Genomic DNA, 14,238 nt, shown 5'->3' on the forward strand with positions numbered 1-14,238 from the left:
ATCCGCGGCGTGCCCGCACTCATCTCATCCCGCCGTACCGAACAGGAGGAGCGTTTCATGCACGACAGCGGCATTGCCAGCGCCGGACAACACACGAGTTGGAACAGGCGGCTCGTCGGCCAAGTGGCCATCCTGATCCTCGTGAACACCATGGTGGACACGGTCGTCACGGCACCACTCCTCGTCCTTCCCGAGATGCTCGACCACTTCGGCACCGATCAGTCGGCGTGGATCGACGCCAGCTCGCTGCTGGCGGGAGCGATGTGGGCGCCGCTGCTCGGCAAGAGCGCCGATATCCATGGCAAGCGCAGAGTGCTGGTCATGACGTTGATCACCGCCTTCGCGGGCGCCCTCGTGTGCCTCGTCGCTCCCAACCTCTGGGTGTTCATCCTCGGGCGCCTGCTCCAGGGAGCGGCCGTGGGAGCCGTGTTCCTTACGGTCGCCCTCATCCGTGACATGTGCGCACCCGACATGGCGATGATCGCCACGGGCATCGTGACCTCGGGCTCAGCGCTTCTCAGCATCGTGATGCCCTCGCTCTTCGAACTAACAGCCGCGGAGTTCGGCTGGCGGAGCGTGTTCGTCGCATCGGCGATCTTCGCGGCTGTCGCGGGGATCCTCGTGCGCACCCTTGTCCCCAAGTCCACGATCAGGACACCGGGCAAGGTCGACATCGCCGGGGCGCTTCTTCTCGGCGGAGGCCTGGCGGCGGTGCTCAGCTATGTCAGCCTCGGGGCGGAGTTCGGCTGGTTCGCCGTCGGTCCGCTCGCTCTCCTCGTCGGCGGCGCCGCGGCGCTGGCCAGGTGGTTCCTGGTGGCGAGCCGGGTTCCCGAGCCCGTGATCGACATCAGGAACCTCGGCAGGCCCCTGGTGCTCACGCTCCTTGTGGTCGTTTTCGGAACCGGCGCGTACCAGAGCATGCTCACGCTCTTCGGCCTCATCGCCAAGGTCTCCCGGGATCAGCAACTCGGGTACGGACTCGCCGCCCCGGGGGCGCTGGGCCTGCTGTACGGCGTACCGGCGATCGGGATCGTGCTCGGCGGCACCCTGGCCGGGGTGCTTGGAACACGCATCGGGCCGGCCGCGGCCCTTGCTGGTGGAGTGGCACTCGGAACGGTGGGAACCATTGGGATGTTCTTCGGGGACTCCCTGCTCCCTCTCGCGGTCGTCTGCTCCTTCCTGTTGAGCCTCACGGCGGGAACGCTCGTGACATCCGGCTTCAACATGGCGGGGACGCTCGCGCCCCCGGAGCGACAGGGCGTCGTGTCCAGCATGGTCATGGTCATGGTGGCAACCGGGGCGGTGATCCTGAAGTTCGTGGGTTCAGCCGTACTCAAGTCCACCAACATGGTCATCGACGGAGAAACGGTGAACTCGGCCACAGGGGTCCACAGCTACATCGCGGTGGCCACCGGCGCGTTTGTGGCCGCCGCCGCGGTGGCTGTCATCCTGCTGCGAACCCATCGCCGCACACACGCGGCGCCCTCGCCGGCCTCCTCGGAATCCATGACTCCCTCCATCTAGGGGCTCAGGTCGGTCGGTTCGAGGCGGGCGGGGCGTCACCTCAGTTCCATGAGAGTGTCGGCGCGGGCGTAGTAGTCCGCCACCGGTAGGCGGTCGCGGGTGATCGTGACGAACCCGGCGTCCTTGTAGAGGTGGATGGCGGGGGCCAACTTGCTGTTGGTTCCGAGGAACAGCCGGGTCCCGCCGAGTTCGCGGGCGCGGTCGATCGCTGCGGTGACAAGTCGGCGGCCGATGCCGCGTCCTTGCGCGGCGGGGGCCACGGCCATCTTCGCCAGCTCGAACACGCCGTCCGGATAGGCCAGCAGCGCGACGCACCCGACTGCGGTGCCGCTGTGCGGCTCGTGAGCCAGGAGCACGTCGCCGCCTGGGCCCACGACGTGGCCGAACGGATCCTCGAGAACGGCCCGGTCCTCTTCCTCCAGGGTGAACAGGCGCGAGATCCACTCCTCGTTCAGCGTCCGGAACGCGGCGGCGTCACTCTGGGAGGTGATCGAGGCGATGGTGGTCGGGGCAGAGGCGAATGGCATCGGGCGGTTTCCTTTCCGGTGGGGTTGCTCACCAGCCTCCGCCCTGCCCACCCATACGTCCAATACATAGGGGAGCTGTCATCAATAAGCTGGGTGTATGGATCGCGCGATCGAGTTCCGTCATCTGAGGTACTTTCTGGCTGTGGCCGAGGAACTCCACTTCGGCCGTGCCGCCCAGCGGCTGCACATCGCTCAGCCGGCCCTGTCTCAGCAGATCAGACAGCTCGAGAAGATCGTCGGCGTCGAATTGTTCCGACGGACGTCCCGAAGTGTCCGCCTCACCGAGGCGGGAGAGGCGTTCCAGCCACGTGCGAGAGACCTTCTGGGTCGTCTGGCGGCCGACCTCGACGAGGCCGGCCGTGTCGGTCGCGGCGAGGCCGGCCGCCTGGATGTCGCCTTCATCACCTCTGCCACGACCATCGTCGGCGAACGGCTCCGTGCGTTCTCGCGGCGTCGTCCGGATGTCCAGGTGAAACTTCATGACGGCTTCACCGTCGAAGTGCTGGCGGCCGTGCGACGAGGCACGGCTGACGTCGGGATCGTGCGGGACCCCGAGGAGCGTGACGATATCGACCTGTCGCCGCTCACGACGGAACGGTTCGTCGCCATCGTCCCAGCAGAGCACCCCGCCGCGAGGGGCGACCGTGTGGAGGCGACGGCCCTGGCCGCCGACCCACTGATCCTGTTCCCGCGTTCAGCCGGGGCCCACGCGTTCGACGTGAACACGCGGCCGTTGCGGGATGCGGGCGTCGACGTCCACGTCGCGCAGGAGTTCTCGAACTGGCACACCATCGTCACGTTCGTCGCCGCCGGTCTCGGCGTCAGTATCGCCCCCTACAGCGTCACGACACTGCTTCCCCCGGGCGTCCGGAGGGTCGAACTCGACGGGCCCACTCCCAGAAGCCAGATCTTCATGGCCACCCGCCGCGGAGACGAACGTCCCCTCGTTCGAGCCTTCATCGCAGCGTCCGAGTCATGGCAGCCTCAGCGTAAGGGTTGAGAGTCGCAAGGTGATGACAACAGTGTGGTCGGCATGACACTGCAAACGGCCGGACGTGCCCGATCCCAGGCCGGCGACCCGTGGCGCTATCGCTGGATTGTGCTGGGCATCGCCACCTTCACCCAGGCCGCGTCCGGCTTCTTCGTGGGCGGCATCGGAGCGCTCGGCGTCCACCTTCAGCGGTCCCTGGACCTGAGCACGGCGCAGCTGGGTCTGCTGGTTTCGGCGGCCCAGTTCGTGCCGCTGGCCGGGCTGCTGGTGGCGGGTGAGCTGCTCGACCGCTACAGCGAGCGCTGGGTGGTCGGGATCGGGGCCGGCGTGGTCGCGCTGGCTCTGTGCGCGGGGAGCCTGGCCCCGGGATACGCGGCCCTGCTGGGTGCGCTGGTGGTGGTCGGGGCGGGATACAGCACCGTCCAGCCGGGTGGGAGCAAGTCGGTGGCGTCCTGGTTCGACGCGTCACAGCGGGGCTTCGCGATGGGTATCCGGCAGGCCGGGCTGCCGCTGGGGGCGGCGCTGGCCTCGGCCGTACTCCCGCTCGTCGCCGAGGAGTTCGGCTGGCGGGCGACACTGCTGACCGGCGGCTTCGTCGCGCTGCTCGGGGCCGGGCTCTTCATGGGCTGCTACCGTCGGCCGCCCGCGCTGCCCGGCCCACAGGACAAGGAGCCGTCGGCCCCGCTAGCGGCACAGCTCCGGGCCCGGCTGCGAATGCTCCGTGAACCGTCCACGGTGAAGATCATGCTGTCGGGGACCAGCCTGATCTCGGTGCAGTGCGGCGTGGGCATCCTGACGGTGCTCCACCTCCACCAGGCGTCATCGGTCGGCGCCGGGCAGGCGGCCCTGATCCTCGTGGCATCCCAGGGCGCGGGTGTTGCGGGCCGGATATGCCTGGCGGCCTGGAGCGACCGGAGCAGGTCCGGGCGCTATGCCATCGTGCTGGTCTGCATGGTCGCCGTGGTCGCCGGGCTGGCCGTGCTGATGACACCGGCGGGGCGGGCACCGGTCGTCGCTTCCGGCGTCTTCGTCTGGCTCGGCTTCTTCGGATTCGGCTGGTACGGCCCGTGGGTCGCCTACGTCACCGAAGCGGCCCCACCGGACAAGACGGGCTTCGCTCTGGGGCTGGCCATGTCCGTCAACCAGATCGCCATCGTCACGGTGCCGCCCGCGCTCGGCCTGCTGGTCGATCTCACCGGCAGCTTCACACCGGCCTGGGCACTGCTGTCCCTGCTCACCGTCGTAGCCCTGGCGGTCACGGCCGACGCGGAACGCCGCACCCGCTGGAAGTCGCGCGCATCTGCTCGCTGCGCTGCCCGCTCCGGCGCGCCCAGCGCGGGAAAGAAGCCCTCGGAGCACTGAGACACCGTACGACGACGGCCTGGATCACTCCCCACGTGGTGATGCAGGCCGTCGTCACGTGGGGAGCCGGGGCTTCGTTCCCGTGCTGTGCGGCAGGAGTGACGTTAAAACGGATCAGCGGGGCGGGCAACGGTGCACGGTGCGCACCGTGTGCCCGCGATATGTGCACGGTGCACGGTCAGCCCGCCGGGGGCAGGCCGGTGATGTGCAGGGCGTGCACCAGGTCGTGGATTCCGGAACCGGTGGTGAGCAGGTCGCGGCTGAGCAGGTGTTCCGCGGCGCGCAGATGGGCCCTGACGGTGTTGCGGCTGAGGCCCAGGTGGCGGGCGGTCCGCTGGGCGTCCGTGTTCGCGTCGATCCAGGCGCACAGGGTGGTGTGCAGGGCGCGGCCCCGGGTGTCCTGGAGTGGGCGGAGGAATTCCCGTGCCCATGCGTGCGCGGGCTCGGTGCGGAGCAGTTCGTCCAGGGTGGGCGTCGGCCGCCCGTGGTGACCGCCGGAGCCGCCGAAGCCGCCGAAGCCACCGGACACGTCGTCCGGATGCGGTCCGGACAGGCAGAAGGCCAGGTCGAGGGCGGCCCGGGTGCGGACGTCGCTCAGGTCGAGACCGAGGGTCGTCTCCACCCGTCTGAGGTGGTGGGAGACGGTGTTGCGGCTGATGTCCAGCAGCCTGGCCACGGCGGACCGGGGAAACGTGACGGCGAGCCGGGTGATGTCGAGGGTGGCCCTCGGGGTGGACCCGAGCGGCCGCAGAAAGGCGCGGGCCCAGGCGCTCGCATCCTCGTAGGGCAGCAGTGGCACCAGCGGTGTCCGGCCGAGGTAGGCGGCCACCCGCTCGGGCGTCTGGCGCGCCGCGGCAAGGGCGTGGAGGGCCTGCCCGTACGCCTCGGCCGTGGCGCCCAGCGGATACGGGCTGCTGATGCCCAGCGCGTAGTGCGGGTTCTCCCGGACCAGACGGCGCAGCACCGTGCCCTGACCGTGGGCCGTGTCGGGGTCGGCATCGGCGTCGGGGTCGGCATCGGCGTCGGCGTCGGCGGCGACGAGGCAGATGAGGTGTTCCTTGAAGGCCGGACAGTGCACCATCAGCCCCGTGCCGTGATAGCCCGCCCCGTCCTGGTGGATCTGTGCCAGCCGGTCACGGTCCTCGACGGTGCAGTGCAGCAGATAGACGCGCAGCCGCTCGGCGTCCAGCAGCGCGGGGACGGCGCCGGTGGTCATCCGTCGGGCCAGCGTGAGATCCCCCGCCAGCAGGGCGCTGAACACGGCGAACCGCAGTTGCTGCGCCTTGTGCTGATAGCCGCGGAAGGTGGTGTCCGCGTCCTGCGCCCGGTCCAGGAGCGCGATGACGCTCCCGGCGTGCGAGACCAGCGACGCCGCGCCGGGTGTGGGCGCCGAGGCGCCCGCCACCACCAGGACCGGGCGTGGTGCGCGGGGGCCGAGTGCCTCCAAACGCACCTGAAGGGCGCCGGCCTCGGTGGCGGCCGCGGCCATCCGCCCGCCGGCCAGCCGCGCGAGGGTGGGTTCGAGCGAGGGCAGTATCTGCCGCGGGAAGCGCGTGGTGGCCGCCTCCACCGCGCCCGCGCTCCCGACCAGCGCGACATCGGCGTCGATCTGCCGACTCAGCCAGTCGAGAACCGCGCGCGGATCCGCCCCGGCCCCCTGGGCCATCTGCCGCCGCACCTCGTGCAGCAACTCATCCAGCCACCCGGCGTGCGCCCGTGCCTCCACAGCAGTGCTCCTCTCTCACCCCCGTGGTTCGCCACGTCGCGCGGCCCGATCCGCGGTCCGCACACCGCCTACTTTATTGACCGGTTCACGGGGCCTGGGGGAGTGGCGTACACATCAGGCCGGACGACATGGGGTGACGCGAGGATCAGTGCAGGTCGGCCCGTGCGGGGCTGTCATCGAGGAAGCCGCCCACCTGGTGCTGCCACAGCTTCGCGTAGGCGCCGTCCGACGCGAGCAGTTCCTGGTGCGGGCCCTGCTCGACGATCCGTCCGCGGTCGAGGACGACGACCTGGTCCATGGTGGCGATGGTGCTCAGCCGGTGGGCCACCACAAGCGCCGTCCGCCCCTCCATGAGCCGCCACAGCGCCTCCTGGACGAGGATCTCGCTCTCGGAGTCCAGGGCGCTGGTCGCCTCGTCGAGCAGCAGGATCGGCGCGTCGCGGAGGATCGCCCTGGCAAGGGCGACCCGCTGGCGCTGTCCGCCGGACAGCTTGACACCGCGCTCGCCCACCATGGTGTCGAAGCCGTCCGGCAGCGCATCGGCGAACTCCGTGACATGCGCCGCCTCGGCCGCGCGGCGGATGTCGGCGTCGGTGGCGTCGGGTCGGGCGAACGCGATGTTGTCCCGCAGCGTGCGGTGGAACATCGCCGGGTCCTGTGGCACATAGGCGATCAGGCTGCGCAGGTCGGCCTGGCGCAGCCTGCTGATGTCCTGCCCTCCGATCAGGATCCGGCCGGCGTCGATGTCGGTCATCCGCAGCAGCAGTTGGGTGAGCGTGGTCTTGCCCCCGCCGGACCGGCCGACGAGACCGATCTTCGTCCCGCTGGGCACGGCCAGGTCGAGGCCGTCGAACAGTGTCTCCGCGCCCGCGTGGGCGAAGGTCACCTTCTCGAAGCGGACGTCGGCGCCCTCGGACCGCAGCGGCTCCGGCGACGCCGGGTCGAGCACGGTCGGCGGTGTCAGCAGCAGCTCGGTGAACTGCGCGGCCTCCGTCATCGAGCTCTCCAGACGGCGGTAGATCTGGTTGAACTCGAACATGATCCGCGTCGCGTTGGAGTAGTACGTGAAGGCGACCACGACCGCTTCCACACTGTGCGTGCCCCCGCCGAGCGCGACCGCGAGCAGCAGGCCCAGCGTGTTGGTCAGCACGGACAGCGGCGCGACCAGCGTGTCGATGCGCAGATTGCCGTAGTCCCAGGACCTCAGCGAGAGTCGCCGCGACTCCGCGACGCGGGACCGGTGCTCCGCGGCCTCCCGTTCCTCGGCGGCGAACGCCCGGACCGTGGCCATGTTCATCAGGCTGTCGGCGACGTGGCCTGCCACCCGGGCGATCGCCTCCTCGCGCTGGTCGACGAGCCGCTGGCGGCGCCGGATGAGGGGCATCGCACACAGCGCCGTCAGTACGATCATCACCAAGAGCCCGACGACGAGCAGCGGTTCATAGGTCCAGAGCACGACCGAGGCGAACACCAGTGGCACGAAGTTGGCCACGACCGAGAATGCCAGCGTGTCGATGAACTGTTCGAAGCGGGCGGCGAAGCTCAGGACCCGCTTGGTCAGCGACCCGGCGAAGTTGTCGTGGAAGAACGCCGCGTCCTTGGCGAACAACTCGTCCATACCGATCACGTACAGATGCTCGATGCCGTGCGCGTCAAGGCGGTTAAGGCAGTGAAGGCCGATGCGCCACAGCAACTCCGCCAGCAGTAGGACACTGACGAAGCCGAGTACGTAGGGCAGCGTCGTGCCGGTCGAGACACCGGAGTCGCCGGCGATTCGGCCCACGAGCTTCGCGACGATCAGCGGCCCGATGTAGAAGATGCCGATGTTGCCCAGCGCCGGCAGGAGCATCGCGGGCACCGCCACCCGCCGTAGCCGGGACAACTCGCGTCCGTAGTAACGAAGTGCGAGGATCACCGGGCCCGTGCCCGGCGGGACCTCGCGCGATTCAGGCGTTCCCATTCCACCCCTGGGTTGTCGTATGGCGGCCCGTCACATGCCTTGCCGGGGCCTGCCGTTTTCTCCCTGGCCCGGGTGGTCCTCCCACAGACGCGACACGGCGACGGAGCCCCCGCGAAGCTCGTGGCAACGTCAATGTGCGGGTACGGACCGGCCCGAAGGCGCAGTGTCCCGTGACGGCGACCGTGGCGTCCAAGCGTTTTTCTCAGCCATCGCCACCGCCTTGCCATGGACCAGGGCCGCCGTGCCGCCTTGTGTCCCGCGTCGTACGGCTGTCAGGAGTCGGTCGTGGACACGTGGCGTGCCAACTCGGCGGCCAGGCGTTGCATGACGGTGCGGTTGGCGCGCCGCATCGTGGCCCGTACGGCAGCGGCCAGCAGCCGGTCGGCGAGCGGGGCGCGTACCCAGGCGTACGTGAACGAGATGTGACTCCCGCCGGTGGGCAGCGGCTCGATGGCGTAGGTGCCGTGGGCCAGCCGCCGGCCGCCCGCGCTGACGTTGCGCTCGACGATGCGCCGCGGCGCGTCGGCCTCGACGACCTCGATGCTGACGTCGGTCTTCGTGCCGCCCAGCGCCACGGTGACCGTGGCGCGCGATCCGACGCCGCGGTCGGGGCCGCTGTAGCGATAGTCGGTCAGGTAGTGGTTGGTGAATCGCTCATGGTGAGCCATGACATCGAGGAAGTCGTAGACCTGCTCGGGCGTCTGCGGCACGTCGATCGACACGGTGACGGACTTCATGTACCAGACGGTACATGCTCGATGTACCGATTGGTACACTCGCGGCGTGGTGACTACGGACGAGGCGCATTCCGACGGCGAGGCCGGCCAGGGCACGGACGGGGACCGGCGCACACAACTGGTGGACGCGGCGGTCGACCACGTCGCGGCGCACGGCATCGCGGATCTGAGCCTGCGCCGCCTGGGCGCCGCGATCGGCGTCAGCCACCGCATGCTGATCCACTACTTCGGCTCCAAGGAACAGCTGCTCATCGAGATCGTCCGGGCGTCGGAGCGGCGCCAGCGCGAACTGCTGTCCCGGCTCCGCCTGGAGCCCGGTCTCTCGCCCGCCGATGTCGCGCGGCGGCTGTGGCAGCAGCTGACGGATCCTCGGGTGGCCGGTCAGGAGCGGCTGTTCTTCGAAGTCTGCGGGCATGCGCTCCGGGGCCGGCCCGAGGCCGTCCCGGTGCTCCAAGGGCTCGTGACGGACTGGCTGGAGCCGCTCGTGACCGCCGAGGTCGGCGCGGGGGCGGACCCTGCCGTGGCCCGGAACCGCGCCAGGCTGGGCCTTGCCACCGTCCGCGGTCTGCTGCTCGACCTCCTCGCCACCGGTGACCGCGCCGCCGTCGACGCGGCGATGGAGGAGTTCCTGAGGCTGTTCTACGGCTCGGAGTGATGGATTCGCCATGTGTCGGCGATGGGAGGCGATCAGTGCATACTGGGCGTATCCAATGTTCCGCGATTGCCTTTGACTAAAGCTTTTGCGGCGCTTCTGCTGACGGCTGGGCCGCCGCCGGTGATGATGATGTCGAATGCAGCGGTGAGCGGGGGATGTTTCCAGGTTTTCCAGGGGTGGCGCGGCTTTCGGGCGGGGATTACGCAAAGGCTCGTTCCCTTTCGGTTTGATGTGCCCGAGTTGCACTCGACGTTCCCGGGCGCGGCTGACTACACGTTGCGGCAGCGACATGGTTGTCACAAGAAAGGGAAACGCGGACATGAGATGGAATGACCTCTATATCGATGCGTCAGGCGTCCGGCTGGGCCGGAGTGAGGACGTATGGCAGGCCGTGGCCGAAGGGCGTTACGATGCCGATGAATGCAAGGTCGACGACCTGGTGAGCGTCAGCGTCGTGGATGACCTGAGCCAGGCCGACCTGGCCGTGGAGGCGGCACGGCGCGCACTGAGCCGTAGCACGGCCGCTCACGACGACTTCATGCTCGTCGCGCACGTCACCAGTTTTGGATTCCAGGGCCTGGACCATTGGGCGCCCGCCGCGTATATCCAGTCTCGTACCGTCGGTGGCCGGGCCCCGGCGATGAACTTACAGCAGGCGTCCAACGGAGGCATCGGCACGCTCGACCTCGTGGCGGCCTATGTGGCGGCCGGCGGGCCGTCCAGCGCCGCGCTCATCACCACCAGCGACAAATACCAACTGCCCCCGTGGGCTGCCGCCGCGGGCGAGCACGGGTGGCCGGTCAGCCTGCGGCGGCGCTTCAAGGAATACCTGAGCAGCAGCGGTGTGGAGGTCGCCGACACGGCCAGGGCGGGCGCCGCCGGGCAGCAGCGGGTCATGGAGCAGGCGATGGGCGAGGCGGGCATCGGTATCGAGGACGTCGCCCGGTTCGTGTACCCGCACGCCGGGCGGGCGGTGATCGACTGGGACGAGGTCAAGAAGATCGCGGGCATCGACGTCGAACAGACCAACTGGGAATTCGGCCGCCGCCTCGGCCACCTGGGAGCGGGCGACCAGTTCGCCGGACTCAACCATCTGCTGGAGACCGGGGCCGTCAAACCGGGTGACAAGGTCGTGCTGTCCAGCGTCGGCCATGGGTACACCTTCGGCTGCGCCGTCGTGGAGATCGTGGCGGATCCGGAGTGGCAGCAGGCGAGTAACTGACGGGGCGCCGGCGGCCCGCGCTTGGCGCTAGCCTTGCAGCCACTTGCGCGAGAGGGAGACCCGTTGTGTCCACGTTCGTTGTGTTCGACCTTGAATTCACCACATGGCACGGGGCACTTGAGCAGGACTGGGGAGCGCCGGGACAGCTTCGTGAGATTGTGCAGATCGGTGCGCTGCGCCTGCGTGAGGACTTTTCCGTCGCCGAGGAGTACGAGGCAGTCGTGCGGCCTGTGGTCAATCCGCAGCTGTCCCCCTACTTCATCGAGTTGACCGGAATCGAGCAGGAGATGGTGGACCGGGAAGGCGTCTCCGCGGCAGAGGCACTCGGCGACTTCCTCGGATTCTGCCGGGGGCAGTCGGTGCTTTCCTACGGCAACGACATGGTGGTTCTGGGGGAGAACGTGGGCTGGGCGCGAGCCCGAGGGGAAGACGTCAAGCACGGGTTTCTCGCCGCCCATTTCCTGAATATTCGCCCCTGGTTGAACGCCGTCGCGCCGGAGACGGAAAACAGCAACGTCGGCCGGCTGTGGCAGGTGCTCGGCCTTCCCAGGCCTGCGGCAGGGAAGGAGCATTCGGCGCTCTTCGACTGCTATTCCTTCGCCGCTGCCATCAAGCATCTGTGCGGCGCCGGGGCGGTCCTGCCCGTGGGCGGCATCCGGCGCTAACACCGGATGGCCGTGTGGTTCCGCTGGAAAGCGTCCACCCGCAGGTCCCGAGTGCGGGACAGATGACGGATCATCGCCGTGCGCGCCGTTTCCGCGTCGCCTCGGCGGATGGCGTCGAGGATCGCGACGTGTTCCTCCTGGCCCGCGCGGAGGGCCTGGTCCAGGTGGTCGACCTGCGTCATCTGCGGGTTGTAGATCTGCTGGAGCACGCCGAGTCCGTCGAGCAGCCGGGACATCGTGCCGTTGTGCGCCGCGGCCCGCAGGGCCTGGTGCCACTCGGTGTTGAGCTCGGCGTGCTTCTCCTGGTCCGCGCATTGTTCGGCTTCGGCGGTGATGTGTTCCAGGGCGGCCAGGTCACGACGGGACGCCTGTTCCGCGGCCGCCGCGGCGCAGGCGGACTCGAGGGTGATCCGGACGTCGTAGATCTCGCGGATCTCCTCCGGGGTCCGCGTCTTGACGACGTAGCCGCGTATCTCGCGGTTGATCAGCTCCTCCTGGGCCAGCCGGGCGAGCGCTTCCCGCACGGGGGTGCGGGAGACGCCGAGCTTCTTCGCCAGGGCCGTCTCCAGGAGGACGGCCCCTGGCGGGAGTTCGCCGCCGACGATCATGGCGCGGATGGATTCGTACTGCACGGCGGCGGAGTCGTAGACGCTCATGTGAAGGTCACCGGTCCACGAGGGGTGTCAACGGTGAGGGACAGCCTCAAGGGGCCCGAGCTCAGCGGCAGACTGGTGCCGAGGGCGAGGATGAGGGCACGGACCCCGTCCGGATCCGGGGTGCGGGCGGACAGGTCCAGCAGCGGGGTCTGCGGGAGGCCGGCCTGGGTGGGGTGGGCCGATCCGGTCCAGTCGATGAGGAACGGGACCAGTCCGGAGGGGTGCGCGGTGTCGAAGGAGGTCAGCCGCCACGTCAGCAGGGTGCCGTCCGGGCGGCGGCGGCTCATCGGGAGTACCGGCCCCGGGTCGTAGCCGACCGCGTGCGCATCGGCCACGGCCCTGTCCAGGTCGGGCGGGCTGATGGCCCAGGTCACCATCCTGGGGCCGGTCAGCCGGTCGATGCCGAAGGGGCGGGGCCGCGGGGGCTCGGGCTGGTCCGGGTCCGGGCCGATGATCTCCAGATAGCCCGAACCGCCGAGCGACACCAGGCAGTTGCGGGTGCCCCGGTCCGGGTGGGCGCCGCCGGGGGCGGGCCGCACGCCGGTGCGCCGGGCGAAGTCGGCGACCGTCGCCTCCAGATCGGGCGTGGCGAGGACGACGTGGTCGAGGGATCCGGGATGGGCGTTCATCCCGGGAGACTACGTACACGCGTGTATACGTTCAAGCCTTGACGTGCGGAAAGGGCGCGGCTACGGTCGGAGCCCATCGAGTCCGAGCGTCTGACGGGAGGGAGCTGCCGTGAAGTCGAAGTCCGCTGTGTACGGCACCCCCGTCCGCCTCGTCGGCTTCGCCCGCGCCCTGCGTCGCCACATCGACCTGCTGCGCGTCTCCGGCACGCTCTGTCGCATCTGACCTCGGCCGGGTCCGCCCCCGCGAGGGATCGGTAGTGTCCGATCCTCGTCCGCGGCCTTGTCCGCCTCTTACGGGTCTCTGACCCGCCATGTGGCGTTTTTTCGCCTTTCTTCTCCATCTCCATTCTCTTCAGGCCGACCGCTGCCGTGTGCGCCCGCATGTCCGGGCGGCTACCTCGCGATGCCATGTCCTCACCAGGAGTACGACCGTGATATCCAGCAAGAGACGCCTGCTCATCGGGGCCCTGACGACCACCTCCCTGCTGGCCCTGTCGGCGTGCGGCGAAGGCTCCGGCACGTCGGCGGACAGCACCGGCCCCGTCTACTTCGGGGTTTCGGCTCCCGTCACCGGCCAGTACGCCGAGTACGGGAAGTTCTACAAGCAGGGCTTCGACCTCGCGCTCGACCAGATCAACGCCGACGGCGGCATCAACGGCCGCAAGGTGAAGCTGAAGTGGGAGGACAGCCAGTCCGACCCCAAGCAGTCCGTGCCGATCGCCCAGAAGTTCGTCAACGACCAAAACATCATCGCGGAGCTCGGCGACTTCTCCAGCCCCGCCTCGATGGCCGCCTCGCCGGTCTACGAGCGGAACAAGCTGGTTCAATACGGCTTCACCAACTCCTCGCCGAAGTTCACCCTCGGCGGGCAGTACATGTGGAGCCCGGGCATCTCGCAGGCCACCGCCGAGGTCCAGCAGACCGATGAACTGGCGAAGTTCGGCAAGAAGATCGCGGTGGTCTACCAGAACACCGACTGGGGCAAGCAGGTCTTCGAGATCTTCCAGGAGCGGGCGAAGAAGCTCGGGCTGACGGTCACCTACAGCGCCGCCTACCTGCCCTCCACCACCGACTTCCGGCCGCTGCTGATCAAGGCCCGCGACTCCGAGCCCGATCTGGTCTACGACATCGGCTACGACAACGACGCGGCGGCGATCCTCACCCAGGCGCCCAAGGCGGGGGTCACCGCCGAGATCTTCACCGAGCAGCTGACGGCCACCGGCATCAAGCTCGCGGGGAAGGACGCCGAGGGAGCGCTCACCACCGCGACCTGGTTCCCCAACTCCTCCGAGCCCCGGGTCAAGGCGTTCACCAAGGCGTTCAAGGCGAAGTACGGGCACGTCCCGGGCGCGTTCGAGGTGTACGCGTACGACGCGCTGACCCAGTTGGTCCACGCGGCCAAGAAGGGCGGTGCCACCCGGCAGGGCGTGTACCAGGGGCTGAAGAACTCGGCCGATCTGCCGAGCGTGCAGTACGGAAAGTTCCGCTTCCAGTCCGACCGTCGTCCCGCCGACCCGCCGACCCCCGTCGCCGTGATCGTCAAGAACGGCGAGCAGGTCCCGGCCGAGGGATGACGGCCGAACC

Annotated in this window: 13 protein-coding genes; 7 read left to right on the forward strand and 6 right to left on the reverse strand. The window is 69.1% G+C overall.

Features of this window, described 5'->3' with window-relative positions:
* Positions 1 to 57: 57 nt before the first annotated feature.
* Positions 58 to 1,524, forward strand: a complete 1,467-nt coding sequence (locus tag ACH4S9_RS26240; protein WP_398374058.1) for an MFS transporter — start codon at positions 58 to 60, stop codon at positions 1,522 to 1,524.
* Between the two features lie 35 nt (positions 1,525 to 1,559).
* Here the strand turns inward: ACH4S9_RS26240 and ACH4S9_RS26245 are convergent, their stop codons facing one another.
* Entirely contained in the window at positions 1,560 to 2,051 is a 492-nt protein-coding gene (locus tag ACH4S9_RS26245; protein WP_385344063.1) for a GNAT family N-acetyltransferase, read from the reverse strand.
* Positions 2,052 to 2,148: 97 nt separating this feature from the next.
* Between ACH4S9_RS26245 and ACH4S9_RS26250 the strand changes: the two genes are divergently transcribed.
* Both ACH4S9_RS26250 and ACH4S9_RS26255 read left to right on the forward strand, forming a co-directional pair.
* Complete coding sequence (locus ACH4S9_RS26250; protein WP_398374059.1) at positions 2,149 to 3,051, forward strand: LysR family transcriptional regulator; 903 nt, start codon at positions 2,149 to 2,151, stop codon at positions 3,049 to 3,051.
* Positions 3,052 to 3,084: 33 nt separating this feature from the next.
* Positions 3,085 to 4,404 (forward strand): MFS transporter, encoded by a 1,320-nt coding sequence (locus tag ACH4S9_RS26255; protein ID WP_385344059.1) that lies wholly within the window; start codon positions 3,085 to 3,087, stop codon positions 4,402 to 4,404.
* A gap of 178 nt (positions 4,405 to 4,582) precedes the next feature.
* Here the strand turns inward: ACH4S9_RS26255 and ACH4S9_RS26260 are convergent, their stop codons facing one another.
* The 3 genes from ACH4S9_RS26260 to ACH4S9_RS26270 all read right to left on the reverse strand — a co-directional run bounded on the left by ACH4S9_RS26260 (position 4,583) and on the right by ACH4S9_RS26270 (position 8,827).
* Positions 4,583 to 6,130 carry a helix-turn-helix domain-containing protein gene (locus tag ACH4S9_RS26260; protein WP_398374060.1) on the reverse strand — a complete coding sequence of 516 codons (1,548 nt, stop codon included), beginning with the start codon at positions 6,128 to 6,130 and terminating at the stop codon, positions 4,583 to 4,585.
* A 145-nt stretch (positions 6,131 to 6,275) separates the two neighbouring features.
* Positions 6,276 to 8,090 (reverse strand): ABC transporter ATP-binding protein, encoded by a 1,815-nt coding sequence (locus tag ACH4S9_RS26265; protein ID WP_311721879.1) that lies wholly within the window; start codon positions 8,088 to 8,090, stop codon positions 6,276 to 6,278.
* A gap of 272 nt (positions 8,091 to 8,362) precedes the next feature.
* A complete protein-coding gene (locus ACH4S9_RS26270; protein WP_311721880.1) occupies positions 8,363 to 8,827 on the reverse strand; it encodes an SRPBCC family protein in 465 nt (154 codons plus the stop codon).
* Between the two features lie 46 nt (positions 8,828 to 8,873).
* On the opposite strand from ACH4S9_RS26270, the gene ACH4S9_RS26275 reads away from it, so the two are divergent.
* The 3 genes from ACH4S9_RS26275 (at position 8,874) to ACH4S9_RS26285 (ending at position 11,369) form a co-directional block, all read left to right on the forward strand.
* The gene (locus tag ACH4S9_RS26275) at positions 8,874 to 9,482 is read left to right on the forward strand and encodes a TetR/AcrR family transcriptional regulator (protein WP_398374061.1); all 609 of its coding nucleotides are present in this window, start codon (positions 8,874 to 8,876) and stop codon (positions 9,480 to 9,482) included.
* Between the two features lie 319 nt (positions 9,483 to 9,801).
* On the forward strand, positions 9,802 to 10,704 hold the full coding sequence (locus tag ACH4S9_RS26280; protein WP_385344050.1) for a ketoacyl-ACP synthase III family protein: 903 nt from the start codon (positions 9,802 to 9,804) through the stop codon (positions 10,702 to 10,704).
* Between the two features lie 65 nt (positions 10,705 to 10,769).
* Complete coding sequence (locus tag ACH4S9_RS26285) at positions 10,770 to 11,369, forward strand: exonuclease domain-containing protein (RefSeq protein WP_398374062.1); 600 nt, start codon at positions 10,770 to 10,772, stop codon at positions 11,367 to 11,369.
* On the opposite strand, the gene ACH4S9_RS26290 is transcribed toward ACH4S9_RS26285, so the two are convergent.
* Both ACH4S9_RS26290 and ACH4S9_RS26295 read right to left on the reverse strand, forming a co-directional pair.
* A complete protein-coding gene (locus tag ACH4S9_RS26290) occupies positions 11,366 to 12,025 on the reverse strand; it encodes a GntR family transcriptional regulator (RefSeq protein ID WP_311721885.1) in 660 nt (219 codons plus the stop codon). The two genes, ACH4S9_RS26285 and ACH4S9_RS26290, sit on opposite strands and share 4 nt — an antisense overlap.
* Positions 12,022 to 12,654, reverse strand: coding sequence for a VOC family protein (locus tag ACH4S9_RS26295; RefSeq protein WP_311721886.1), 633 nt, complete (start codon positions 12,652 to 12,654; stop codon positions 12,022 to 12,024). The genes ACH4S9_RS26290 and ACH4S9_RS26295 overlap by 4 nt, the downstream gene beginning before the upstream one ends.
* 431 nt (positions 12,655 to 13,085) lie before the next feature.
* Between ACH4S9_RS26295 and ACH4S9_RS26300 the strand changes: the two genes are divergently transcribed.
* A complete protein-coding gene (locus ACH4S9_RS26300; RefSeq protein WP_398374063.1) occupies positions 13,086 to 14,228 on the forward strand; it encodes an ABC transporter substrate-binding protein in 1,143 nt (380 codons plus the stop codon).
* Positions 14,229 to 14,238: the final 10 nt, after the last annotated feature.

This window comes from Streptomyces sp. NPDC021225 (assembly GCF_044332865.1).
Classification (GTDB): domain Bacteria; phylum Actinomycetota; class Actinomycetes; order Streptomycetales; family Streptomycetaceae; genus Streptomyces.

Excerpts from the sequence above, each read along its gene's own strand:
- ACH4S9_RS26240 (WP_398374058.1), top strand. The coding sequence starts at position 58 with ATGCACGACAGCGGCATTGCCAGCGCCGGACAACACACGAGTTGGAAC.
- ACH4S9_RS26245 (WP_385344063.1), bottom strand. The coding sequence starts at position 2,051 with ATGCCATTCGCCTCTGCCCCGACCACCATCGCCTCGATCACCTCCCAG.
- ACH4S9_RS26250 (WP_398374059.1), top strand. The coding sequence starts at position 2,149 with ATGGATCGCGCGATCGAGTTCCGTCATCTGAGGTACTTTCTGGCTGTG.
- ACH4S9_RS26255 (WP_385344059.1), top strand. The coding sequence starts at position 3,085 with ATGACACTGCAAACGGCCGGACGTGCCCGATCCCAGGCCGGCGACCCG.
- ACH4S9_RS26265 (WP_311721879.1), bottom strand. The coding sequence starts at position 8,090 with ATGGGAACGCCTGAATCGCGCGAGGTCCCGCCGGGCACGGGCCCGGTG.
- ACH4S9_RS26270 (WP_311721880.1), bottom strand. The coding sequence starts at position 8,827 with ATGAAGTCCGTCACCGTGTCGATCGACGTGCCGCAGACGCCCGAGCAG.
- ACH4S9_RS26280 (WP_385344050.1), top strand. The coding sequence starts at position 9,802 with ATGAGATGGAATGACCTCTATATCGATGCGTCAGGCGTCCGGCTGGGC.
- ACH4S9_RS26290 (WP_311721885.1), bottom strand. The coding sequence starts at position 12,025 with ATGAGCGTCTACGACTCCGCCGCCGTGCAGTACGAATCCATCCGCGCC.
- ACH4S9_RS26295 (WP_311721886.1), bottom strand. The coding sequence starts at position 12,654 with ATGAACGCCCATCCCGGATCCCTCGACCACGTCGTCCTCGCCACGCCC.